This is a genomic window from Streptomyces sp. NPDC052301 (genome assembly GCF_044593395.1).
Taxonomy (GTDB): domain Bacteria; phylum Actinomycetota; class Actinomycetes; order Streptomycetales; family Streptomycetaceae; genus Streptomyces.
The window spans coordinates 752,682-775,808 of record NZ_JBIUBE010000002.1 but is presented as its reverse complement, the minus strand read 5'-3'; the positions used below and the strand labels follow the sequence as shown (position 1 = coordinate 775,808).

Annotated in this window: 15 protein-coding genes; 8 read left to right on the top strand and 7 right to left on the bottom strand. The window is 74.1% G+C overall.

What is annotated here, in order from left to right; translation table 11 throughout:
• Window positions 1-212: 212 nt before the first annotated feature.
• Window positions 213-1,505 carry an MFS transporter gene (locus ACIHEJ_RS07205; RefSeq protein ID WP_400132725.1) on the bottom strand — a complete coding sequence of 431 codons (1,293 nt, stop codon included), beginning with the start codon at window positions 1,503-1,505 and terminating at the stop codon, window positions 213-215.
• 799 nt (window positions 1,506-2,304) lie between these two features.
• Here ACIHEJ_RS07205 and ACIHEJ_RS07200 point away from each other — a divergent pair.
• Complete coding sequence (locus tag ACIHEJ_RS07200) at window positions 2,305-2,766, top strand: cytochrome P450 (RefSeq protein ID WP_400132723.1); 462 nt, start codon at window positions 2,305-2,307, stop codon at window positions 2,764-2,766.
• 127 nt (window positions 2,767-2,893) lie between these two features.
• On the opposite strand, the gene ACIHEJ_RS07195 is transcribed toward ACIHEJ_RS07200, so the two are convergent.
• Both ACIHEJ_RS07195 and ACIHEJ_RS07190 read right to left on the bottom strand, forming a co-directional pair.
• A complete protein-coding gene (locus ACIHEJ_RS07195; RefSeq protein ID WP_400132721.1) occupies window positions 2,894-3,073 on the bottom strand; it encodes a hypothetical protein in 180 nt (59 codons plus the stop codon).
• A gap of 576 nt (window positions 3,074-3,649) precedes the next feature.
• Entirely contained in the window at window positions 3,650-4,120 is a 471-nt protein-coding gene (locus ACIHEJ_RS07190) for a winged helix-turn-helix transcriptional regulator (RefSeq protein ID WP_400132719.1), read from the bottom strand.
• 109 nt (window positions 4,121-4,229) lie between these two features.
• Here ACIHEJ_RS07190 and ACIHEJ_RS07185 point away from each other — a divergent pair, with 109 nt between their 5' ends.
• Complete coding sequence (locus ACIHEJ_RS07185; protein WP_400132717.1) at window positions 4,230-5,399, top strand: thiolase family protein; 1,170 nt, start codon at window positions 4,230-4,232, stop codon at window positions 5,397-5,399.
• A gap of 4 nt (window positions 5,400-5,403) precedes the next feature.
• Here the strand turns inward: ACIHEJ_RS07185 and ACIHEJ_RS07180 are convergent, their stop codons facing one another.
• Window positions 5,404-6,177 carry a TVP38/TMEM64 family protein gene (locus ACIHEJ_RS07180; RefSeq protein ID WP_400132715.1) on the bottom strand — a complete coding sequence of 258 codons (774 nt, stop codon included), beginning with the start codon at window positions 6,175-6,177 and terminating at the stop codon, window positions 5,404-5,406.
• Window positions 6,178-6,226: 49 nt separating this feature from the next.
• Here ACIHEJ_RS07180 and ACIHEJ_RS07175 point away from each other — a divergent pair, with 49 nt between their 5' ends.
• The 3 genes from ACIHEJ_RS07175 to ACIHEJ_RS07165 all read left to right on the top strand — a co-directional run bounded on the left by ACIHEJ_RS07175 (window position 6,227) and on the right by ACIHEJ_RS07165 (window position 9,359).
• Window positions 6,227-6,949: a DNA alkylation repair protein gene (locus tag ACIHEJ_RS07175; protein WP_400132713.1), complete on the top strand. Its 723-nt coding sequence runs from the start codon at window positions 6,227-6,229 to the stop codon at window positions 6,947-6,949.
• Window positions 6,950-7,231: 282 nt separating this feature from the next.
• Entirely contained in the window at window positions 7,232-8,404 is a 1,173-nt protein-coding gene (gene tuf / locus ACIHEJ_RS07170) for an elongation factor Tu (protein WP_400132712.1), read from the top strand.
• Window positions 8,405-8,513: 109 nt separating this feature from the next.
• Window positions 8,514-9,359 carry a spermidine synthase gene (locus tag ACIHEJ_RS07165; RefSeq protein WP_400132710.1) on the top strand — a complete coding sequence of 282 codons (846 nt, stop codon included), beginning with the start codon at window positions 8,514-8,516 and terminating at the stop codon, window positions 9,357-9,359.
• On the opposite strand, the gene ACIHEJ_RS07160 is transcribed toward ACIHEJ_RS07165, so the two are convergent.
• A complete protein-coding gene (locus tag ACIHEJ_RS07160; RefSeq protein ID WP_400132708.1) occupies window positions 9,321-10,613 on the bottom strand; it encodes an MFS transporter in 1,293 nt (430 codons plus the stop codon). The genes ACIHEJ_RS07165 and ACIHEJ_RS07160 overlap by 39 nt on opposite strands.
• Before the next feature lie 132 nt (window positions 10,614-10,745).
• Window positions 10,746-11,780, bottom strand: coding sequence for a hypothetical protein (locus tag ACIHEJ_RS07155; protein WP_400132706.1), 1,035 nt, complete (start codon window positions 11,778-11,780; stop codon window positions 10,746-10,748).
• A gap of 117 nt (window positions 11,781-11,897) precedes the next feature.
• Between ACIHEJ_RS07155 and ACIHEJ_RS07150 the strand changes: the two genes are divergently transcribed.
• Complete coding sequence (locus ACIHEJ_RS07150; protein ID WP_400132704.1) at window positions 11,898-12,356, top strand: DUF4442 domain-containing protein; 459 nt, start codon at window positions 11,898-11,900, stop codon at window positions 12,354-12,356.
• An 84-nt stretch (window positions 12,357-12,440) separates the two neighbouring features.
• Here ACIHEJ_RS07150 and galU read toward each other — a convergent pair whose 3' ends face one another.
• Complete coding sequence (gene galU, locus ACIHEJ_RS07145) at window positions 12,441-13,400, bottom strand: UTP--glucose-1-phosphate uridylyltransferase GalU (protein ID WP_400132702.1); 960 nt, start codon at window positions 13,398-13,400, stop codon at window positions 12,441-12,443.
• A 392-nt stretch (window positions 13,401-13,792) separates the two neighbouring features.
• Here galU and ACIHEJ_RS07140 point away from each other — a divergent pair, with 392 nt between their 5' ends.
• Together ACIHEJ_RS07140 and ACIHEJ_RS07135 are read left to right on the top strand one after the other, a co-directional pair.
• Window positions 13,793-15,661, top strand: coding sequence for an RICIN domain-containing protein (locus ACIHEJ_RS07140; RefSeq protein ID WP_400132701.1), 1,869 nt, complete (start codon window positions 13,793-13,795; stop codon window positions 15,659-15,661).
• Window positions 15,662-16,038: 377 nt separating this feature from the next.
• Window positions 16,039-23,127, top strand: a complete 7,089-nt coding sequence (locus ACIHEJ_RS07135) for an SDR family NAD(P)-dependent oxidoreductase (RefSeq protein WP_400132699.1) — start codon at window positions 16,039-16,041, stop codon at window positions 23,125-23,127.

Below are 23,127 nucleotides of genomic sequence, written 5' to 3'. Positions count from 1 at the left end.
TGGAAACGGGTTCCTTCGGTGGCTTGCGTACGGTTCGCCGGATTCACGGGCGGGACCGACCCGTTGAGTCCGGCGTCGTCCAGATGCTTTTCGGTCCGCTTGTGACGGTGTCCTTGCGCAGGAGTGAGGCCGAAGCCAGGCGGTCCGCGGAAGCGCGTGGCTTGGCGCCGCCGCGATCGGGCACCCGAAGAGCTTTCGCCGACCGGTGCGGCCTAGTCCCCGGCGCGCTCCTCCGAGGCGGCGTCCGAGTCCGAGGCGTCGGCCCGCCGTGACGGCGTCCGCGGCATTCCACGCAGCAGCGGGAGGCACCCCAGAAGCAGCAGACCCGCCGTGGCCCAGGGGAGGGCCGGGCCGACGTGTCCGGCCAGGACACCTCCCAGCGCGGCGCCCACGGGCATGGTCCCCCAGGCGGCGAGGCGGTATCCACTGGTGACGCGGCCCAGCATGTCCGGTGGGGCGAGCCGTTGCCGCAGCGAGACCGTGCAGACGTTCCACAGCACCACGGCGGCGCTGTTCACCGCCAGCATCAGTGCCACCAGCGGCCACCAGGGCAGCACCGCGACGACCAGATAGGTGAGCGCGGACACCGCCACCGACACCACCAGACTTCGGGCGGTGCCCAGCCGTTGTGCCGTCCGGGCGGCCGCTCTGGCACCGGCCAGACTGCCGAGGGCCGCCGCCACCAGCATCAGGCCGTAACCCCAGGCAGGCAGGCCCAGTTCTGCCTCCACATAGACGACGAGCACCGCGTAGACCGCCTGCTGGCCCACGCCGAGCACCGCGACCACCACCATCAGCCGGCGCAGGATCCGGTGCCCGCTGAGCAGCCGCAGCCCGGCCCAGGTGTCGCGCACCAGGCCCGCGACGCCACGCTCCGTCCGGTCGGCGCCGTCGGTCCGCCGGTACGGAGCGAGTGGGGGCAGCCTCCTGAGCAGGAGCGCCGATCCGAGGAACGTCACCGCGTCCGCCGCGAACGGCCACGGCTGTCCCACCGCCCACAGCACCGCCCCGAGCGGAGGGCCGATGAAGCCGGTCCCGGTGATCTGCGCCGCGATGATCCGGGCGTTCATCCGCTCCAGCTGCCGGTCCGCGGCCAGCCGTGGTACGACCGCCTGGGCCGCGCTGTCGAAGAACACCTCGGCGATGCCGCAGAAGAAGGCCAGCAGCGCCAGCGACGGGACAGGCACCCACCCGGTGACGGCGCTCGCGGTCAGCACGGTCAGCAGCACGCAGCGTGCGAGGTCCGCACCCACCATCGACCGACGCGCCGGCATGCGATCGACGACGGCGCCGATGAAGGGTGCCAGCAGCCAGGCCGCCCGGCCGGCGGCGGCGACCACGGAGACCCAGAACACGTCGCGCGTGGCGGCGGCCGCCAGCAGGGGCAGCGCCGCGAAACGCGCGCCGTCCCCGACCGAACTGAGCGCGTTGGCGACGGCCAACCGGCCCAGGGGCCCGGTGCGAAGAGGAGCCGGACGGGAGTCGGTTCGCGAGCCGAAATTCATGCAGCCGGTGTTTTCCTTGTCGACGCGGCAGGGTGACGCGACGGCCGTCTTCTTGCTTCACGGCATACCGCACCACACCTCGGTACCCGCAGCCGACCCAACTGCACTTCACGGAGCCCGACTTTAAGGACTCTTTCCCGGCACTGCGATGCGTGGTCCGCGAAGGCCCGCAGAGCGGTTGACACGCGTTTGCGGACCATGGCACGTTCGATTCCACGCAAGTGACGCCCGAAGGCGCCCGATCGCCTATTCGTCACATCGATCCCGCGCGATTCGGCCGACCCGCAGGACCGGAATAACGGTCTGCAAGGTCTGCATCCGAGCAGGGGCACACGTATGCGAGAACCCAGAATTGTGACGCCGGGCGTCCAGCCTCCTCGACAAGGTCGGCCGGCCGGCGCACCTGTGTCTCGGGCCGGCCGGCATCGACTTCCTGAACTGGTTGACGCACGTCAACCGGCGGAGAACGGCCCCGCAAGCGGCCGCCGGCGCACCGGTGCCTTCGCCTCCCGCAGCTGCCCCTGGGAGTGCGCCTTCTGCTCCATCCCCTTCGCCGGCAACTCCTTCCGGCAACGCCCCCCGGCCGCGGTGGTGGACGAGATCCACCGTCTGCGGGCGGAGGTCGGGTCCCCGTACTTCATGTTCGTCGACGGGATCATGAGCCTGCGGACCCTGCGCGGTGTCGCCGAGGAGCTCGTACGGACGTCGGCCGGCGTCCACTGGTACGGCGCGCCGGGCCCGAACTCCTCCCGGTGGTGCGCCTGCTGCTCTCCACGGGCACCGAGCCCCGTTCCGCTCCATGGCCATCCTGATGTACGCGGTGCTCTCCGAGCCGGTGACCCTGGAGACGGTCCGCGCCGACGAGGCCATGGCCTGCGCCGTGATACAGGAGTGCTGGCGGTGGGAGTGCCCGCTGACCTGGGTGCTGCGCCGGTGCACCGCCGACACGGAACTGTGCGGAGCGCGGATGCGCGAGGGCGACCTGGTCTGCGCCAACCTGGCGTCCGCCAACCGGGACGAGAACCGGTGGGCCGACGCGGACCGCTTCGGCATCCACCGGAAGCCGTTGCCGCACCTGGCCATGGGGACGGGCCCGCACATCTGCCTCGGCCGGCACCTGGCCGCCCTGGAGGCCCGTGAGATCCTCGCCGGTCTGCTCCAGGCGACGGCACCGGTGGGACCGCCGCGTCCCGCCCTGGACACCGACGGCATCGGCGGCCGCGGCTTCCGGTCTCCGCGACGGCTTGCCCTGCGGTGGTGACCCGTTCGTCCCGGCTGAGTGCTCCTGGCCGCGACACGGGTGGACCACCGCAGGCGGCAACGGGTCGGGACACCCCGAGGGGTGGGCCGGGGAGGCGGATCGCGACGGCCCGGGCCTCCGGGGCCGCTCAGGCGGCCTCGATGACCTCCCCGCGGATCGCCTCGGCCCACTCGACCACCAACAGCTCGTACTCCGCGCGCTCCTGGGCCGACAGGGTGCCGCCCGCGCGCAGCCACAGCGCCCGGATCTGCTCGTTGAGCGCGGCAGCAGAGCGCACGGAACCACAAGGCAGGGAATCGGGGGACATGCGGACAGCCTAGGGGCAAGCACTGACACTGCGCTACCGCTCGGCTACGCAGAACGTATGGGGTTGGTCACCGCCGTCCGCCGCCGCGTTCGCCGTCGGTCCAGTCCACACGGCATATGCCTCGCCGGTGCGGCGAGCGGGGGCCGGCGCGGGTGGTGGCCCACGGGCCAGGCCGGGTGCGGTGCCCCGACCCGTTCACAGCTTCGAATGCGCAGGCCACGACGGACGCACGGGAGGCTGTGGGCGGGCAGCGGCGGCGCTCGCCCGGGTCACACTCGCCCGGGGCACGGGAGATGGCCGAAACGGCGCTGGCGAGGCGCGCGACACGAGGGGCCGTTCAGCTCGCCCACTCCGCCGCGTGCGGGCTCAGCACCCCCGCCGAGACCGGCGGGAGCAGGGGCGGCTCGGAATGTGCGGGCGGCTCGATGCGTACCCGTGCCCCTACGGGGGCGGGGAACCGCGCGACCCGCCACGACGCCGACGCACCCGATCGACGGCCGTGGCGGGGAACCGCGCGACCCGCCACGACGCCGACGCACCCGATCGACGGCCGGCAGCGGCCGTCCCGGCGGAGCGCTACGCCGCCGTCGGACCGGTGAGCGTCCAGCCCGGAGCCTGCGGGTGGGCCGTGAGGTCGCCGTGGTGCACCGCGTCGCCGCAGGCCCGGCAGGTGACGACCGGGACCAGTTCGTTGCCGCAGCGGTGCTCGACGACCATGGGGAGATCGACGCCGTCGCGGAGATGGCGGTCGCCCCACTCCTTGAGCGTCCACAGGACCGGCTCCAGGTCCAGTCCCGCCTGCGTGGCCCGGTACTCGAACCGCTGCGGGCGCTCGCTGTAGACACGCTTGGTGAGGATCCCGGCGTCCACGAGCCGGCGCAGCCGGCTGGAGAGGACGTCGCGCGGGGCCCCGATGTTGCGCACGAGCTGGTCGAAGCGGCCGTTGCCCAGGCACACCTCGCGCAGCACGAGCAGGGAGTACTTCTCGCCGACCAGGGCGAGGGCGTCGGCGATGGAACAGGGGCGCGGGTCTTTCGTGGCGGCCATGAGGTGCAGTGTAGGCGAGGGTTTGATTTTCCAACTTACCGAGTTATGGTGAGTTCGGATTTCCTACTCACCGGTAGCCGCGCTGCCGGATCCCGCTGGAGGCCGCACCATGCGCGACGCAGTCATCGTCGAAGCCGTACGCACTCCCATCGGCAAGGGCAAGCCGAACGGAACCCTCGCCCACGTGCACCCCGTACAGCTCCTCGCCCACACCCTGCGCACCCTCGTCGAGCGCTCCGGCGTCGACCCGGCGCTGATCGACGACGTGATCGGCGGCACCGTCGACCAGGTCGGCGAGCAGGCCATGAACACCACCCGGTACGCCGTCCTCGCCGCGGGCTTCCCCGAGTCGGTCCCCGCGACCACCGTGGACCGCCAGTGCGGCTCCTCCCAGCAGGCCGTGCACTTCGCCGCGCAGGGCGTCCTCTCGGGCGCGTACGACCTCGTCGTCGCCTGTGGTGTGGAGTCGATGAGCCGGGTGCCGATGTGGTCCAACGTGCCCGCCGGCAAGGACCCCTTCGGCCCCGGCGTCGCCGAGCGCTACCCGGAGGGCCTGGTCCCGCAGGGCATCAGCGCCGAGCTGATCGCCGCCAAGTGGTCCCTCACGCGTGCGCGGATGGACGAGTTCGCGGTCTCCTCGCACCGGAAGGCCGCCGCCGCGTGGGAGGCGGGGCTCTTCGACGCCGAGGTCGCCCCGCTGGAGGGAGTGGCCCGCGACGAGAGCGTCCGCCCCGGCACCACCGAGGAGATCCTCGCCGGACTCAAGCCGGCCTACCACGACCCCGGCTTCGCCGAGCGCTTCCCGCAGATCGAGTGGAACGTCACCGCGGGCAACGCCAGCCCGGTCAACGACGGCGCCTCGGCGGTCCTGATCACCTCGAGCGAGACGGCGGCCCGCCTCGGCCTGCGCCCGCTGGCCCGGCTGCACAGCTTCGCCGTGACCGGCTCCGACCCGCTGCTGATGCTCACCGGAGTCGTCCCCGCCACGGAGAAGGTACTGCGCAGGGCGGGGCTGAAGGTGGACGACATCGATCTCTTCGAGGTCAACGAAGCCTTCTCCAGTGTGGTCCTGGCCTGGCAGCAGGAGACCGGCGCGGACCTCGCCAAGGTCAACGTGCACGGCGGCGCCATCGCCCTGGGCCATCCGCTCGGCGCCAGCGGCACCCGGCTGACCACCACCCTGGTCCACGCGATGCGCGAACGCGGCGCCCGCTACGCCCTGCAGACGATGTGCGAGGCGGGCGGACTCGCCAACGCGATGATCCTCGAGGGGGTCTGACCCCTCACCGGCCGCTCAGGTGGTGGCGTTTGCGCCAGGCCACCACCGTGCCCACGAGCGCCGGTACGGCGATGGAGGCCATCGCGACCAGGAAGGCGGGGGAGGTCGGTGCCGAGGCGCGGGCACCGGCCACCGCGTAGGCGGCGGTGTTGGGGATCGAGCCGAGCCCCGTGGCCAGCAGGAACGGCAGCCAGCCCATGCGGGAGACGGCCGCGCAGTAGTTCGCCGCCCAGAACGGCACGCCCGGGAAGAGCCGCGCCGCCAGCATGGAGCGGAACCCGTGCCGGCTCAGCTGCCCGTCGGCCGCCTGCAGCCAGCGGCCCCGCAGCAGCGGCCGCAGCGCGTCCTGCCCGAGGACACGGCCGAGCCCGAAGGCCACGCCGGCCCCGAGCACCGTGCCCGCCAGCGCCGCCGCCAGCCCCAGCTGCGATCCGAACAACGCGCCCGCCGCCAGGTTCAGCAGGGGCCGCGGCACGAACGCCACCGTGCACAGCCCGTACGCCACCGCGAACACCACGGCCGCCGTGGCCCCGCCGAGCTGCGGCGGCCACCCCTGCGTCAGCAACCGCTGCGGCTCGAACGCCAGCACACTCCCGGCCGCGCCGGCCAGCAGCGCGAGCAGCAGGGAGAGCCGGGCGTACGGCGAGCGCAGCACGCGCGTACAGCGGGCGGCGAAGCCCGCCGGGGGCAGGGGCACGACGGCCGCGGACCCGGCCGACTCCGTGACGGCGGCCCGGGGAGAGGCCGTGGCGGTGACGGAGCGGTTGGCATCGAGCATCCGGTGACATTAACCGACGAACGTGTCCGACCGCCGTATGGTTCGTCGCATGACCGTCACAGGCACGGCCCCGCCGGACGTCCCGCGCAGCGCTCTCGCCGACACCGTGCTGGACCGGCTGACCACCGCATACGCAGCCTCCGCCGATCCCACGCGCGCGGCCGACATGCGGGCCTACATGAAGGACGTCACACCCTTCCTGGGCATTCCCACCCCGGCCCGCCGCGCCCTGTCGCGTGCCGTGCTGGCCGGGGCCGCGCGCCCGGACGAGGCCGACTGCACCGCGATCGCCCTGCGCTGCTGGAAGCTGCCCGAGCGCGAGTACCACTATTTCGCCGTCGACTTCCTGCGCCGGCATGTGAGCCGCTGCTCCTCGGGTTTCCTGCCGGTGACCCGTTACCTCGTCACGACCGTTCCCTGGTGGGACACCGTCGACCTGCTCGCCGCGCACGTCGTCGGCCCCCTGGTCGCCGCCGACCCCGAGCTCGTCGCCGACATGGACGCCTGGATCACCGACGACGACCTGTGGGTGGCGCGCACGGCCCTGCTGCATCAGCTCCGCTACCAGGAGCGCACCGACACCGACCGGCTCTTCGCCCACTCTCTGCTCCAGTCGGGCCACCCCGACTTCTTCATCCGCAAGGCGATCGGTTGGGCGCTGCGCGAGTACGCCAAGACCGACCCCGCGGCCGTGCGGGACTTCCTGGCAAGGGAGCGGGGCCGGTTCGCCCCGCTGACCGTCCGGGAGGCGCTGAAGAACATCGGCGGCTGAGCCCCCGCCGTCGGCGCCCGAGCCCACTCACCGTCAAAAACCGATCGACGCCGGACAAACCGTCGGCGATGATCGATGCCATGTTCCGGTACGCCTTCCTCCTCGCAGCATCCGCGGTCGCGGATGCGCCGAAGGCTGCCGTCCCCCTCCTCGTGGCCGCTGTCGACGGCGCCCGAAGCTGACCCTCTCCGGAACGTCCGGCGGACCCCGCAGGGGGAGGGTCGGCCAGTCCCGTGGGGTCCCGCTTTCCCGTACGACCTGCAGAGACTTCGAGGTACAGCCATGTCCAAGACGGCCTACGTGCGCACCAAGCCGCACCTGAACATCGGCACCATGGGGCACGTCGACCACGGCAAGACCACCCTGACCGCCGCCATCACCAAGGTCCTGGCCGAGCGCGGCACCGGCACCTTCGTGCCGTTCGACCGCATCGACCGCGCCCCGGAGGAGGCCGCCCGCGGCATCACCATCAACATCGCGCACGTCGAGTACGAGACCGACACCCGGCACTACGCCCACGTGGACATGCCGGGTCACGCCGACTACGTCAAGAACATGGTCACCGGGGCCGCGCAGCTCGACGGGGCGATCCTCGTCGTCTCCGCGCTCGACGGCATCATGCCGCAGACCGCCGAGCACGTGCTGCTCGCCCGCCAGGTGGGCGTCGACCACATCGTCGTCGCGCTCAACAAGGCCGACGGCACGGGCGACGAGGAGCTCATCGACCTCGTCGAGCTGGAGGTCCGCGACCTGCTCACGGCCCAGGGGTATCCGGGGGACTCCGTACCGGTCGTACGGGTCTCGGGGCTCAGGGCGCTGGAGGGCGACCCGCGCTGGACGGCGTCCGTCGAGGCGCTGCTCGACGCGGTGGACACCTATGTGCCGATGCCGGAGCGGTACCTGGACGCGCCGTTCCTGCTGCCCGTGGAGAACGTGCTCACCATCACCGGGCGGGGCACGGTCGTCACCGGGGCCGTCGAGCGCGGGACGCTCCGCGTGGGCGACCGGGTGTCGGTGCTGGGCGCCGCCGTGGAGACCGTCGTCACCGGGCTGGAGACCTTCGGCAAGCCGATGTCGGAGGCGCAGGCCGGGGACAACGTCGCCCTGCTGCTGCGCGGGGTGCCCCGGGACGCGGTCCGGCGGGGGCACGTCGTGGCGGCGCCGGGGAGCGTGGTGCCGGCGCGGCGGTTCTCGGCGCGGGTGTACGTGCTGTCGGGGCGTGAGGGGGGCCGTACGACGCCGCTCACCACCGGGTACCGGCCGCAGTTCTACATCCGTACCGCGGACGTGGTCGGGGACGTCGACCTCGGCGAGGCGGGCGTCGCCCGGCCCGGCGAGACGGTGGAGCTGCGGGTCGAGCTGGGGCGTGAGGTGCCCTTGGAGCCGGGGCTGGGGTTCGCCGTCCGCGAGGGCGGGCGGACCGTGGGCGCCGGGACCGTGACCGCCGTGGAATGAGCCCCGGCGTGCTCGGGGCTGCGGGGCCGGCGTGTCCGGCCGCGCAGCCCCCGTGCCCCTGTCCGGATCCGCGTGCCCGTCGTCCACCCGTACCCGTGACAATGGATGCGTGAGCGAGCCCATACCTGTCGTCAGGACCACCGACCACGGCACCGCCAAACTGATGCCCGACGTCGACCGCGCGCGGGCCTGGCTGCTCACGGTCGACGGGGCGCCGCAGTCGTACGTCGATCTGGAGGAGCCGGCTCACCTGGAGTTCGAGTACGCGCGGCGGCTCGGGTTCGTGCTGGACTCCGTGGCCGAGGCCGGGGCGCCGCTGGACGTGGTGCACCTCGGCGGCGGCGCGCTCACCCTGCCCCGCTACCTCGCGGTGACCCGGCCCGGATCCCGGCAGGACGTCGTCGAGGCCGACCGGGGGCTGCTGGAGCTGGTCGCCGAGCATCTGCCGGTCCCGAAGGGCTCGGGCGTCACGCTGCACGCCGCCGACGCCCGCGCCTGGATCGAGGCCGCACCGGCCGACTCGGCCGACGTGCTGGTCGGTGACGTCTTCGGCGGCTCCCGGGTGCCGGCCCACCTCACCTCGCTCGCCTACGCCCGCGAGGCCGAACGCGTGCTCCGCCGGGACGGGGTCTATCTGGCGAACCTGGCCGACGCGGCGCCGTTCGGATTCCTGCGCTCCCAACTGGCGACCTTCGCCACGCTCTTCGAGGAGCTGGTGCTGATCGCCGAGCCGGGTGTGCTGCGCGGGCGCCGGTTCGGCAACGCGGTGCTCGTCGCCTCCCACCGGGCGATCGACGTCGCCGTACTGGCCCGCCGCAGTGCCGCCGACACCTTCCCGGCCCGGGTCGAACACGGCCCGGCGCTGCGCGAGTTCATCGGCTCGGCCCGGCCGGTCGAAGACGCCGACGCGGTCCCGTCACCCGAGCCCCCCGACGGGGCTTTCGGCATCGGCTGACAGGGCGGGGGCGGCCGCGACCCGGTGGCCGCGGCGGGGCAGCGTGCGGACGTCCCGGACCAGCAGGACCAGCGCCGTGACCAGGACCACCAGACCCGCACAGCCCCACAGGGCGGCCCCGCGGCCGACGGCGCCCTCGACGGGGCCGGCCAGGGCCGTGGCCAGCGGCAGCAACGACACCGAGCCGAACCAGTCGTACGCCGAAACCCGGGACAGCTTGTCCTCGGGGATCTCCTGGTGCAGCGCGGTCATCCAGGAGACGCCGAACACCTCCACCGTCGTACCGGCGACGAACATCACCCCGTACAGGACGCCCACCGGGACCGGTACCGCCAGCGCGGCGGAGGGCAGGGCCAGGGGGAACACGCACAGGGTGCCGGCGAGCAGCAGGCGGCGGGGTTTCCAGCGAGTCATCAGCAGAGCGCCGCACACCGTGCCCAGGCCGAACGCGGCCAGCGCCAGGCCCCAGGGGCCCGCGCCGCCCAGGTGGTCGCGGGCGACCAGCGGGCCGTAGACCGCGTCGGCCGCGCCGACCACCGCGTTGGCGATCGAGAACTGCACGACGATGCCCCACAGCCAGGGCCGGCCGGCGAACTCCCGCCAGCCCTCCCGGAGATCGGCCAGCATACCCTCGCCCGGCGTCCGGGGCGGGATGTGGCCGACGTCGAGGAACGAGCGCAGGGCGCCGGCGAGGGCGAAGGCCGCCGCGTCGATCGCGAGCACCCAGCCCGGACCGATCGCCGCGACCAGTGCGCCGCCGAGCGCGGCACCGCCGAGGGCGGCTCCCTGCGTGGCCAAGCGGAAGAGGGCGAACGCCCGGCCGGCCTGTTCCCCCTCCACCGACGACATGAGCATTCCCTCGGCCGCCGGGCCGAAGAACGCCTGCCCGGTCCCGCCGAGCGCGGTGAGCAGCATCATCTGCCACAGCCGGGGCTCGCCGGCCAGCACCAGGAGGGCGAAGGCCGCCTGGGAGAGACAGTTGAGGGCGTTGGCCGCGACCATCACCCGGTGCCGGGGCAGCCGGTCCGCGACGGCGCCGCCGATGAGCAGGAACACCACCAGCGGCAGGGTGCGGGCGGCTGCCACCAGTCCCACGTCGCCGCCGTCGCCGCCGGCGTCGAGCACGGCGAACGCGGCGGCGATGAGCGAGCCGTTCGCGCCGAGACCGGTGACGACGGCCGCCGCGGTCAGCAGCGAGTAGTTGCGGCTCGCCCAGGGGGGTCTGTGCGCGGGGTGGGGGACGGCAGGGTTCACCGGGCGACTATCGCCTGTGCGTGCCCTGTTTCCAACCGGATTCCGCGGGGGCGCGGGCCGGTCCGGCCGCGCGCCGCCGGCCCGCGGTGTTCCGGCCCGCCGTGTCGTGGCGGGCCGGAACACCCCGTGGCCTCATTCGACCGTCGGGGTGCCGTGCAGCCGGATCGTGCTGAGGATCTTCAGCACGGTCGCCTCGGGAACCTCGTCCTTCACACCCGTGGCCCCGTAGAAGTTGAACGCCACGTAGCCGTGGAGGGAGTTCTGGAAGCCGAACGTGAGCGCCTTGCCGTCGGTGATGCACTTGCCCTTGCGCGGTGTGTGGGTCGACCGGGCCCACGCGTAGCTGCCCTTGATGCCCGACGCGGTCGTGAAGGGAGTGGCCTTCTTGTCGAACGAGATGCTCTTCTTGTCGGGCATGGTGTAGCCGGCGTAGATCCACCAGGCCGGCGTGTTGATCGCGATCTCGTCGGAGTTCTTGGCCCCACTGGAGCCCTTGGTGCCCACCGCCGCCAGCGAGGTGTCCTCGGTGCGGCCGTCCTTGTCGTCGTCGGAGCTGCACCATGCCGGCTTGTCCTCGGCGACGCCGGACATGGTGATCCCCTTCTGCTCCTTCTCCTTGGGGAAGTCGTAGATGATCGCGGCTCCGGGGCGCTCGACCTCCCAGTCCCCGGGCACGTCGAAGGCGACGCCCCACTTGGGGTTCACCACGACCTTCCAGCCCGGAACGGTCGGCTTCTCCGTCGCGTCGCCGCGCGGGTCGCCGCCGTCGGTCGAGGACGAGGTGGGCGTGGGGGACTTGGTCGCGTGCTGACCGCCCTTGCCGCCGTCCGCCTTGTCGTCCTTGGAGCCGCCGAGGACGAGGAAGCCGGTCACGCCGGCGGCGACCACGACCGCCGCCGCCGCGATGATCGCGATCAGCTTCGTGCGCCCGCCTCCGCCACCGCCCTGCGGAGGCCCCGGCATGGGGCCGGTGGGCTGCTGGCCGTACTGCTGCTGCCCGTACGGGGGCTGCTGCCCCTGCGGAGGCTGCTGGCCGTACGGGCCGGCCTGCGGGTACTGCTGGTACCCGGGCTGCTGGTACGGATTCGGCTGCTGGTAACCCGGCTGCTGGTACGGGTTCTGCTGCGGGTTCGGCGCGCCCCCTGGCGGCTGCTGATCTGGCCACATGGCCGACAACCCTAGTGCGGCCGCGGCACGGTTCGGTCACCGGCTCTTGTCAGGGCCGTACCAAGTGTGACGCGACCGTGCTGGTCAGCTTCTGCTACCCGTGAGTAACATGGCGGCATGAGCGCAGACCAGATGTCCATCGGCGAGATGCTCGCCGCCACCGTGCCCATGGCCCGGACGCTGAACCTCGAGTTCCTGGAGACCACTCCGGACAAGGCCGTGGTGTCCCTGCCGGACCAGGGCGACTTCCACAACCACGTGGGCGGGCCGCACGCCGGTGCGATGTTCACCCTGGGGGAGTCGGCCAGCGGGGCCATCGTGCTGGCCGCCTTCGGGGACCAGCTCTCGCGCGCGGTGCCGCTCGCGGTGCGCGCCGACATCGCCTACAAGAAGCTGGCGATGGGCGCCGTCACCGCGACCGCGACCCTGGGCCGCCCGGCCGCCGATGTCATCGCCGACCTGGACGCCGGGCAGCGCCCCGAGTTCCCCGTGGCGATCGAGATCCGGCGCGCGGACGGCGCGGTCACGGGCGAGATGACCGTGGTGTGGACGCTGCGGCCCAACAACCAGGGCTGACACGGCCGGAGGGGAGGCGTCCGGCGGGGCCCCTCCCCTCGTTCGCGAGGTGCGGTTCCGTCCGGCCCGCGCGGCCTTGCGGCGTCAGGCGGCCCGGCGCCGCTTCCGGCCGCCCTCGGTCACACCGTCCTCCGGCAGCCCCGCCACGAACTGCTTGAGCCAGCAGGCGAACTCGGGGCCCAGGTCAGGGCGGGCGCACGCCAGGCGGACCACCGTGCGCAGATAGTCGGCCTTGTCGCCGGTGTCGTAGCGCAGGCCGTCGAAGACCACCCCGTGCACGGTGCCGCCCGCCGCCAGGTCCCGCAGGGCGTCGGTCAGCTGGATCTCGCCGCCACGGCCCGGCGGGGTGCGCTCCAGGACGTCGAACACGGCCGGGTCGAGCACATAGCGGCCGATCACCGCGTACCGGCTCGGTGCCGTCCCGGGCGCCGGCTTCTCCACCAGGTCGGTCACGCGTACCACGCCGTCCTCGGCGGTCGTCTCCACCGCCGCGCAGCCGTAGAGGTGGAGCTGCGCCGGATCGACCTCCATCAGCGCCACCACGCTGCCCCCGTACCGCTCGCGGACCCGGAGCATGCGGCTGAGCAGGGTCTCGCGCGGGTCGATCAGATCGTCGCCGAGCAGCACCGCGAACGGCTGGTTCCCGACGTGCTGCCGGGCGCACAGCACGGCGTGGCCGAGGCCGAGCGGATCGCCCTGGCGGATGTGGTGGATGTCCGCGAGCCGCGCCGGGTCGCGTACGGCGTCCAGGCGCACGGTGTCACCCTTGGCCGCCAGTGCCTGCTCCAGTTCGAAGGCGTGGTCGAAGTGGTCCTCGATGGCCCGCTTGTGCCGGCCGGTGACCATCAGGATGTCGTCCAGGCCGGCCGCGGCGGCCTCCTCGACGACGTACTGGATGGCCGGCTTGTCGACGACCGGCAGCATCTCCTTCGGCGTGGCCTTGGTGGCGGGCAGGAAGCGGGTGCCGAGCCCGGCGGCCGGCACGACCGCCTTGCGAACCGTACGGGCGGAGGCGGGGGTTGCTGTCGAGTGGGGGGCGATCATGCGGCCCATGCTGGGACACCCGGATGAGAGCCCGCCCGGAGATACTTGGGAACGGGCTGTGGGCGCTCGTTCCTGCGGTGCCCGGCCCCGACCGGGACGCCGGAGTTTCCCGGGCCATCCGGCTTTTGACGGAGGCGAGGTGACCGGTCGGCGTGCACACCTCCAGGGCATACCGCCGGTAACTTCGGTGCAATGGGCCGATATTGAGGCCGAGTCATTCGAACTTCTTGTTTCCTGTGAGGCCCGTGTGCGAAAGTGAGCCTTCCCGCGGGAGGGGCAATGGCAGGCGCATAACGCCGACGCCGGCCCATCAGGTGCGCACCGATCAGGCACTGCTTTCCGACAGGACGCCCCTGTGTGTGCGGTCCTGCCGCTGGAAAGGAAATGGTTCCGTGCAGTCCTCCTACCCCCCACGCCCGCCGTACCCGCCCCCACCCGGTCCGGCCGGAGAGTCCGACCGCAGTCTCGTCGCCCGGCTGAGCGCTCCGCACACGGTCCGCCATCACGCCGTCGCCCTGCTGCTGGCCCGGCACTGGCGGGCCACCCGCGACTACGCGGTCGTCTGCCTGGCCGCCGCCGGTCCCACGGCCCAGCTGGTGGCCACCGCCGCCTTCCACCAGGTCCTCGGCCGCACCGCCGGCGGAGCGATCGGCGGCGCGCTGCGCCCGCAGTTACTGACGGCCGCCCGTGACACCGTCCGCGCCTGGGCAGGGGACGACGCCGCCTGTGTCACCCTGCCGGAATTGCGCAGAACCACCGGAGGTCGCGGGCTGCGCGCGACAAAGCCCGGGACTCCGGAAAGGCGACAACTCGCCGACCGCGCATTCCGAAGCCTTCCGGGTGCCTCGCAATGCCTTCTCTGGCACGCCGAGGTCGAAGCCGAACCCATAAACATACCCGCTGGTCTGCTGGGGATCGACGCGGTCACCGCGGCAAACGCCCTCGACCAGGCACGGGAGCAATTCCGCGCGGCCTTCGTGCGCGCCCACCGGGAACTCGCACCCTCGAAGGAATGCCGCTTCCACACCCGGCTCCTCGATGTCCCGATGCGCCGCGGGGGCGCCCTGCTCCCCGATGTTCGCCGGCACGTGACGGCCTGCCCCTACTGCCGTTACGCCGCCGAGCAACTCGCCCTGTGCGACGACAGCCTGGACGTCCTGCTCGCCGAGACCGTGCTCGGCTGGGGCGCCCGCCGCTACCTCGACTCACGCCCGGGCCGCGCCGGCGCCGAGGAATGGCCGCACCCGACGCCGGCGGCCCACCCGGCGGCCGACGGCCGGCACCGCACGGGAGCGGCGAGCCGCCACCGCACGGCCCTGGCGGTCGGCGTCGGGCTGACCGTGCTCGCCCTGCTCGCCACCGTGCTCGTGACCAGGAGCTGGTCCGACGACGACGGTGTCCCGCACTCCGGCGCCACCTGGGGCGCCCCCGCCGGCCACACCACCGGTACCGGCGCGCGCACCGTGCCCTCCCCCTCGGCGGCCTCGGTCGGCACACCCCTCGGCCTCGCTCGCGGCGTCCTGTACCACCTCGCCTCCGGGCGCTGCCTGGACGTGACCGGAGGCAGAGTGGCGGCGGGCGCGGGAGTCCGGCTCGCGGACTGCTCCTCCGCCGCCTCGCAACAGTGGTCGTACCAGGACGACGGGCTGCTGCGCAGCGGCGCGGACCCGGCCCTCTGTCTCGCCGTCGACACCGGGACGGGGAAGGTCGCGGTCTCCGCGTGCGTGGCGCCCGCCGGGGAGGTGTCGTACGACGTCACCGTGCGCGGCGAGATCCTGCTCCGCGGGCATCGCCAGGGGCTGGCCCTGGCCGTGGAATCCGCTGACGGGTCCGGGCGGGTGCGGGTCGCGGCGCGTTCCGGAGCGACGGGGGAGCGGTGGATGCTCGCGCCGCGCCCGGACGACGCGCCCCATGCGGATGCGGCACCCGGGGTGCCGGGGCCGGTGGACGTTCCCGGCGGGTCCGCTGCCTCGGGCGCCGGGCGGCCGGGGCCCGCGAAGGAGGCCGAAGGGCGGCCGTCGGAGGGGAGCGGAGGCACGGGCTCGTCGCGCGGGAACCCCGGAGCTGCTCCGGGCCGGGGGCTGCGCGGAGCCCGGCCGGAGGACGAGCCGCGTATCGCCCGGGTCGACGTCCACGGCGACCGGCGGTCGTCCGGTCCCGGTGTCTCCCGCTCTCCCGGTGACGTGGTGCGGAACGCCGTTCGGTCGGTCGCCGGAAAGGCCGTCTCCGTACCGGCGGCCGTGGGCACGCCGCTCGGCTGAGGCCACCGGGAGCCGAGCGGGCCGCGTTCGCGCCACCGGGCCGATGTCGTGTGGAATTTACAGACTTCGGCCCGGTGTCTCGGCGCGTTGCGGGGTGGTGAGGCGCCGGTGAATACGGCGGCCGTTCTGGTGGAGTTGTGGCGGTACGGGGTGCGGCGTCCGGTGGTTGCGCGCTGGTGCGCGTGCCGGGAATTGCCGGGGTTTCCCGCCCCTTGCGGGGGATTGGCCGGGCTGGCCGAATCGAGGCCACCGCACACGAAAAGGGTGCGTCGTTATTGACCCGTGAGTAAGCCCTCGCTAGTTTCCGGTGCCCTCGCACCAGAGCGTTCCGCCGCACACCCCCCACCGTGCTGTCTCGCCGATCGTGCCGGAGCATCATGACCTCGCCTGTGCGCGCCCACGACCTGATCCTGTGCATCACCCCGTTCGGAGAGCCCGACGCCGCTCTCGCCGCGGCGGCCTCGGCCGTCGGCGGACTCGGCATCCTGGACCTGGGTACCGGTGACCGAACAGCCCGCGAACAACTGTCCCGGCTGAGACGTGTCGCACCAGGGCCCTTCGGGGTCCGGCTGACCGGCCGCTGCGCCCTCGGCCCGGCCGACCTCGGTGACGCCCCCGGCACGGTGGTCCTCGCCCCGGACGCGCACCGGTACACAACGCAGCTCGCCTTCACCAAAACGGTGTTGGCCGAAGTGACCGATCTCGTGCAGGCCCGGGACGCGGTCCGTACCGGTGCCCAGGGGCTGATCGCCCGGGGTGCCGAGAGCGGCGGCCGGGTCGGCGAGCTGAGCACCTTCGTCCTGCTCCAGCAGCTCCTGTCCGAGGAGGACTTGAGCGGGATTCCCGTCTGGGCGTGCGGTGGCATCGGGCCGCGTACGGCGGCTGCCGCCGTGGCGGGTGGGGCGGCCGGAGTCGTCCTCGACACCCAACTGGCGCTGCTCGCCGAGTCGGGGCTGCCCGAGGAGGTCCGGGCGGTGCTGCGGTCCCTGGACGGTTCGGAGACCGTGGTGCTGGGCGGACACCGGGTGCTGCGGCGACGCGGGCCGGACGCGGCGCCGGTGGCCGCCGACGATCCCGACACGGTCGCGTCCCTGCTGGGCGCCCGCGATGTGCGCCGTCAGCTGCTGCCGGTGGGCCAGGACGGCTTCCTCGCCGCCCGGTTCGCCGAACGGTGGCGGGACGTGCGGGGTGTGGTGCGGGAGATGACGGCGGCGATCCGGGGGGCGGTCGGTGCGGGACCCGTGGACGCTGCCGAGGGGGACGGGCCCGTCGGGTCTGTGGGTGCCGCGTCGTCGGTGGGCGCCGGTGTCGGTGGTGGGTCCGTCGGATCTGTCAGTGCTGCGGAGTCCGTGGGCGCTGCTGATGGTGGCGGGCCGGTCGGGTCGGCCGGGTCCTGCGCTCCTCCGCGACGCGGGTCCGTCGCCGCCGACGCCCTGCGGGCCGGCTCCGCGATGAGCCGTGCGCTCGGGACGCGGCTCCCGGTCGCCCAGGGGCCCATGACCCGGGTCAGCGACCAGGCAGGCTTCGCCGCGGCCGTCGCCGCGGAGGGGGCGCTGCCCTTCCTGGCGCTGGCCCTCGCCGACGGTGAGCGCACCCGGTCCCTGCTGACCGAGGCGCGCGCCGTGCTCGACGGACGGCCCTGGGGCGTGGGCGTCCTCGGCTTCGCGCCGCAGGACGTCAGGAACGCCCAGCTGGACGCCGTACGGGAACTGCGTCCGACGCACGCGATCATCGCCGGCGGACGGCCCGCCCAGGCCGAGGCGCTGGAGCGGGCCGGGATCCGCACCTTCCTGCACGTGCCCTCGCCGGGGCTGCTGCGGCAGTTCCTGGACGCCGGGGCGCACCGGTTCGTGTTCGAGGGGTCCGAGTGCGGCGGGCACGTCGGACCCCGGGCCTCCTTCCCGCTCTGGGAGGCCCAACTCGCCGCCCTCGAGGACTTCCTGGCCGCCGCGGGCGACGGGTCGGCACAGCGGCTGGAGGTCCTCTTCGCCGGTGGTGTCCACGACGAACGGTCGGCGGCCATGGTCGCCGCCCTGGCCGCACCCCTCACCGAACGCGGTGCCGCCGTCGGCGTCCTCCTGGGCACCGCCTACCTGTTCACCGAGGAAGCCGTCGCCCACGGAGCCATCCGGCCGCTCTTCCAGCGGCAGGTCCTCGCCGCCACCTCGACCGCCCTGCTGGAGACCGCGCCCGGTCACGCCACCCGCTGCGTGCCCAGCCCCTTCACCGACGACTACCGCGACCGGGAAGCCGCCTTGCGTGCCGACGGCCTGCCCGACCGGGAGGTCTGGGAGAGGCTGGAACGGCTCAACGTGGGCCGGCTCCGCGTCGCCAGCAAGGGCGTCGAACGCGCCCCCGACGGGGCGTTGCGGGCCGTCGATGAAGAACGGCAGCTCACCGACGGGATGTTCATGGCCGGCGAGGTCGCCGTGCTGCGCTCGACCACCACCACCCTCGCGGCGCTGCACCGCTCGGTGACCGACGGCGCCGCCGACCTCCTCGGCGCACGGGCCACGCGGGTCACGCCCGCCGCGCGGGAGACGCCGGCCCCGCTGGACATCGCGATCGTCGGCATGGCCTGCATGTTCCCCGGTGCCCCCGACCTGGCCGACTTCTGGGCGAACGTGGTCGCCGGACGCGACGCCGTCACCGAGGTCCCGCCCGACCGCTGGGACCCCGACGTGCACCACGAGACCGGCCGCACGGCGTCGAAGTGGGGCGGCTTCCTGCCCCGCATCCCCTTCGACCCGCTGCGCTACGGCATCCCGCCCGCCTCCCTCGGCAGCATCGAACCGGTCCAGCTGCTGTCCCTCGAAGCGGCCCGCAGGGCACTGGAGGACGCCGGGTACGGGGAGCGGGGACGGGAGTTCGACCGGGCGCGCACCTCCGTGGTCTTCGGTGCCGAGGCGGGCAGCGACCTGTCCAACGCCGTCACCCTGCGCGCCGTCCTCCCCTCGTACTACGGCAGGGTCCCCGACGGGCTGGAGGAGCAGCTGCCCCGGCTGACGGAGGACTCCTTCCCCGGCATGCTCGCCAACGTCGTCTCCGGCCGGATCGCCAATCGCCTGGACCTGGGCGGCGCCAACTACACCGTGGACGCCGCCTGCGCGTCCTCCCTCGCCGCCCTCGACGTGGCCTGCAAGGAACTGGTCCTCGGCACCAGCGACCTCGTGCTGTGCGGCGGCGCCGACCTGCACAACGGCATCAACGACTACGTCCTGTTCTCCTCCGTGCACGCGCTCTCCCCGACCGGACGGTCCCGCGCCTTCGACGCCTCCGCCGACGGCATCGCGCTCGGCGAGGGCGTGGCGTGCCTGGTCCTCAAACGGCTCGCGGACGCCGAACGCGTCGGCGACCGGATCTACGGCGTGGTCAAAGGCCTCGGTTCCGCCAGCGACGGCCGCTCCCTCGGCCTGACCGCACCGCGTCCCGAGGGGCAGCGGGCCGCGCTGGAGCGGGCGTACCGCAACGCCGGTGTCTCGCCCGCGGAGGTCGGACTGGTCGAGGCGCACGGCACCGGCACCGTCGTCGGCGACCGTACCGAACTCGGCGTGCTCGGCGCGGTGTTCACCGAGGCGGGAGCCCGGCCGGGGAGCTGCGCGCTCGGCTCGGTCAAGTCGCAGATCGGGCACACCAAGTGCGCCGCCGGACTCGCCGGCCTGATCAAGACGGCGCTCGCGCTGTACACCGGGGTCACGCCGCCCACCCTTCACCTTGAGCGGCCCAACCCGGCCTGGGCGGAGGACGAGAGCCCGTTCGTCTTCCACACCGGCGCCCGGCCCTGGACGGCACCGGCGTCGGAACGTCTCGCCGGGGTCAGCGCGTTCGGCTTCGGCGGCACCAACTTCCATGCGGTGCTGGCCGCGTACGGGGACGCCGTACCGCCCCGGCAGGCCCTGGACGCCTGGCCCGCCGAACTGTTCCTGTTCCGAGGCCGGGACACGGCGGCGGCCCACCGGGAGGCGGCGGAAATCCTCCGGGCCGCCGAAACCACCGGCAGGCCCTGGCGCCTGCGCGACCTCGCCCTCGCCGCGGCCCACCGCGCCGACACCTCGCACGAGCCGGTACGGGCCGCGGCCCTGGCCCGGGACGTGGAGGAACTGACCGGACAGCTGCGGCGGATCCTGGCAGGGGAGCACGATCCGGCGGCGGGAGTCCATCGGGCGTGCGCCGAGGCGGCGGACCCCGGCAAGGTCGCCTTCCTCTTCCCCGGGCAGGGCAGTCAGCGCACCGGAATGCTCGCCGAGCTCCTGGTCGCCCTGCCCGAGCTCCGGCACGCCCTGCACCTCGGCCGCGCCCACGCCGACGCGCTGCACCCGCCGGCCGCCTTCGACGACGCCGCCCGCGAGCGTCACCGGTCCGCCCTCACCGACACCCGGGCCGCCCAGCCCGCCCTCGGCATCACGGGCCTCGTCGCCCACGCCTTCCTCACCTCGGCCGGCGTCCACCCCGACCTCGCCGCCGGCCACAGCTACGGCGAGCTGGTCGCCCTCGCCGCGGCCGGTGCCCTCGACCCGGAGACGCTGCTGGAGCTGAGCGGCGAGCGGGCCGGGGCGATCCTGGCGGCGGCCGGCGACGATCCCGGCACCATGGCCGCCGTCGGCGCGCCCGCCGAGGACGTCGTACATACCCTGCGCGCCGCCGGGGCACCCGAGTCGGTCGTCCTCGCCAACCTCAACTCGCCCGAGCAGACGGTGATCTCCGGACCCACCGCGGACGTCGACACCGCCGTACGACTGCTGCGCGCGGCCGGTCTCGGCGCAAAGCGCATCCCCGTCGCCTGCGCCTTCCACAGCCCGCTGGTGGCCCCGGCGGGGGAGCGGTTCGCGAAGGTCCTCGCGGAGCGGACGGTACGACCGCCCGAGATCCCCGTCTGGGCCAACCGCACCGCCACCCCGTACCCGCCCGAGCCCGACGCGGTGCGCGCCGAACTCGCCGCGCAGATCGGCGCCCCCGTCGCCTTCGCCGCGCAGATCGAGGCGATGTACGAGGCAGGCGCGCGGATCTTCGTCGAGGCGGGCCCCGGCGCGGTGCTCAGCCGGCTCGTCGGCCAGACCCTCGGCGACCGCCCGCACCGCACGGTCGTCTGCGAACCCCGCGCCGACAGCGGCCTGTACGGCTGGCTCGACGCCCTCGCGCGACTCGCCGTCGCAGGGCTGCCGGTGCGCACCGCCTGGCTGCTCAGGGGCCGCGACGCCGTCGACGCGCTGCGCGCCCCGGCGCCCGAGCGGCCCGGCTGGACGGTCGACGGGCACCTCGTCCGCACCGCCGACGGAACACTGCTCGCCGGTGCCCTCGCACCGGCCCGACGAGTCGTGGAGACGCCCGTGACGACCGACCAGCCGTACCGCGCCCCCGCCGACCGGGACGCGCTCGTCTCCGAGTTCCTGCGCACCAGCCGGGAGATGATCGCCGCCCAGCGCGATGTGCTGCTCACCTACTTCGGCGCCACGCCCGCCGCCATGCCCGCGCCTGCGGCGCAGCCGTCTCTCCCCGTCGCCGAAGTGCCCCTGCCCGAGCGACCTGCCGAGGAGGAGCCGGTCACCGACGTGGAACGGGTCGTCCTGGAGATCATCAGTGAGCGCACCGGCTATCCCGTCGACATGATCGAGCCAGGGCTCGACCTGGAGGCGGACCTGAGCATCGACTCCATCAAGCGGGCCGAGATCGCGGGCGAGCTCGCCCAGCGCCTCGGAATCGCGGGCGGCGCCGAGATGCTGGACGACGCGGAGCTGGAGGAGCTGACCAAGGCCCGCACGGCCGCCGCGGTGACGGGCTGGCTCACGGCGCGGACCGGCACGCACGCGGCCGGCGGCAGCGGACGGGCCGGGGGACCGGCCCGGGCGGCGCGCGGGGAACAGCCGACCGCCGACGCGAGCCGGGAAGCCGGGACACCGGGCCCGGCGGCGGACGCCGGCTCCACGGGTGTGGCCCCCCGGCGCTGTGAGCTGCGCCCCGTGCCCCTTCCCGGGCCGGACGGTGCCGCCGACCCCGGCCAGGCCCTGTCCGGCCTGCGGTTCCTGCTGCTGGGGGACGGCGGCAGCGACGCCGACGGTGACGGCGTACATCAGGGTGACGGCGTCGGGGAGGGCGACGGCGCGCGTACGGCCGCCGAGGTCGCCGCCCGGCTCACCGCCCACGGTGCCGACGCCGTACTCCTCGACCGGGACCACCTCCTCACCCCGGCCGACGGCACGGCCGACGGTGTGCTGTACCTGGGCGCGCTGCCCGGCCCGGACCTCCCGGTGCTGCCGGACGCCTTCCCGGTGCTCCGGGCGGCGCTGGCCCGCGGGCCGCGCCGGCTGCTCGCCGTCCGGGCGGCGGACCGCGCCGGGGCACTGCGGGCCGCCGGTCTCGACGGCCTTTTCCGCACCGCCGCCCGCGAGTACCCGGACCTGCTCGCCCGGGTCGTCGCCGTCGACGACACCGCACCGGCGGCCGTGGCCGACGCCCTGCTCGCCGAGCTGCTCGCCCCGGAACCGGCCCCCGTCGTCCTGCGTACGGCGGCCGGACTCCGGCAGCGGCTCGAACTGCGGCCCGTGCCCCTCGGTCCGCTCGGCACCACCGGCGCCGGACCCGCCGCGGACGGCGCCGCCGAGGCCGCCGCGCTCGGGCTCGACCGGGACGCCGTGGTCCTGCTGGTCGGCGGCGCCCGGGGCATCACCGCGAGGTTCGCGGCCGCCCTGGCCGGCGCCTCCCGGTGCCGTGTCGAGCTGCTGGGCCGGACCCCCGCGCCCACCGCACCCGAGGCCCCGCACACCGCCGCGGCCCGCACCCCCGTCGAGCTGCGGGCCGCGCTCGCCGCCGCGCCGGGCACGCCCGGGCCCGCCGAGATCAACCGGGCCGCCGAACTCGTCCTGGCCCAGCGGGAGATCACCGCCACGCTCGCCGAACTCACCGCCCTCGGCAGCACGGCCCGCTACCGCTCGGTGGACTTCCGGGAGCCGGACGCCGTCCTGCGCGCGGTCAAGGAGATCCACGCCGCACACGGCCGGCTCGACGGCGTCGTCTTCGCCGCCGGGGTCATCGAGGACCGGCTGATCGCCGAGAAGACCCCCGAGTCCTTCCGACGGGTCTACGGCACCAAGGCCGCCGGGGCCGCCGCGCTGTTCGCCGCCCTGGACGACCTGCCCGCCGCACCCGCGTTCACCGTGCTGTTCGGCAGCATCGCCGCCGTCCTCGGCAACCGCGGCCAGGCCGACTACGCCGCCGCGAACGACACCCTGGAAGCGCTCGGCGCGGACTGGGCCGCGCGTACGGGCCACCGCGCACTGACCGTCCACTGGGGCCCCTGGGCGCCCTCCGGCACGCACACCGGCATGGTCGACGCGGAACTCGGCCGCGCGTACGCCCGGCGCGGGGTGGCGCTGATCGACCCCGACGAGGGCACGGCGGCTCTCCTGCGGGAACTCGCCTGGGGCGACCCGGCGGCCCGCGCCGTCGTCTACACCGCGTCGGGCTGGTGA

Bases quoted from the DNA above. Each gene is read 5' to 3' on its own strand.
- ACIHEJ_RS07150 (WP_400132704.1), top strand. From the start codon at position 11,898: ATGAGCGCAGACCAGATGTCCATCGGCGAGATGCTCGCCGCCACCGTG.
- ACIHEJ_RS07135 (WP_400132699.1), top strand. From the start codon at position 16,039: ATGACCTCGCCTGTGCGCGCCCACGACCTGATCCTGTGCATCACCCCG.
- ACIHEJ_RS07185 (WP_400132717.1), top strand. From the start codon at position 4,230: ATGCGCGACGCAGTCATCGTCGAAGCCGTACGCACTCCCATCGGCAAG.
- tuf (WP_400132712.1), top strand. From the start codon at position 7,232: ATGTCCAAGACGGCCTACGTGCGCACCAAGCCGCACCTGAACATCGGC.
- ACIHEJ_RS07190 (WP_400132719.1), bottom strand. From the start codon at position 4,120: ATGGCCGCCACGAAAGACCCGCGCCCCTGTTCCATCGCCGACGCCCTC.
- ACIHEJ_RS07180 (WP_400132715.1), bottom strand. From the start codon at position 6,177: ATGCTCGATGCCAACCGCTCCGTCACCGCCACGGCCTCTCCCCGGGCC.
- ACIHEJ_RS07175 (WP_400132713.1), top strand. From the start codon at position 6,227: ATGACCGTCACAGGCACGGCCCCGCCGGACGTCCCGCGCAGCGCTCTC.
- galU (WP_400132702.1), bottom strand. From the start codon at position 13,400: ATGATCGCCCCCCACTCGACAGCAACCCCCGCCTCCGCCCGTACGGTT.
- ACIHEJ_RS07200 (WP_400132723.1), top strand. From the start codon at position 2,305: ATGGCCATCCTGATGTACGCGGTGCTCTCCGAGCCGGTGACCCTGGAG.
- ACIHEJ_RS07155 (WP_400132706.1), bottom strand. From the start codon at position 11,780: ATGTGGCCAGATCAGCAGCCGCCAGGGGGCGCGCCGAACCCGCAGCAG.
- ACIHEJ_RS07195 (WP_400132721.1), bottom strand. From the start codon at position 3,073: ATGTCCCCCGATTCCCTGCCTTGTGGTTCCGTGCGCTCTGCTGCCGCG.
- ACIHEJ_RS07205 (WP_400132725.1), bottom strand. From the start codon at position 1,505: ATGAATTTCGGCTCGCGAACCGACTCCCGTCCGGCTCCTCTTCGCACC.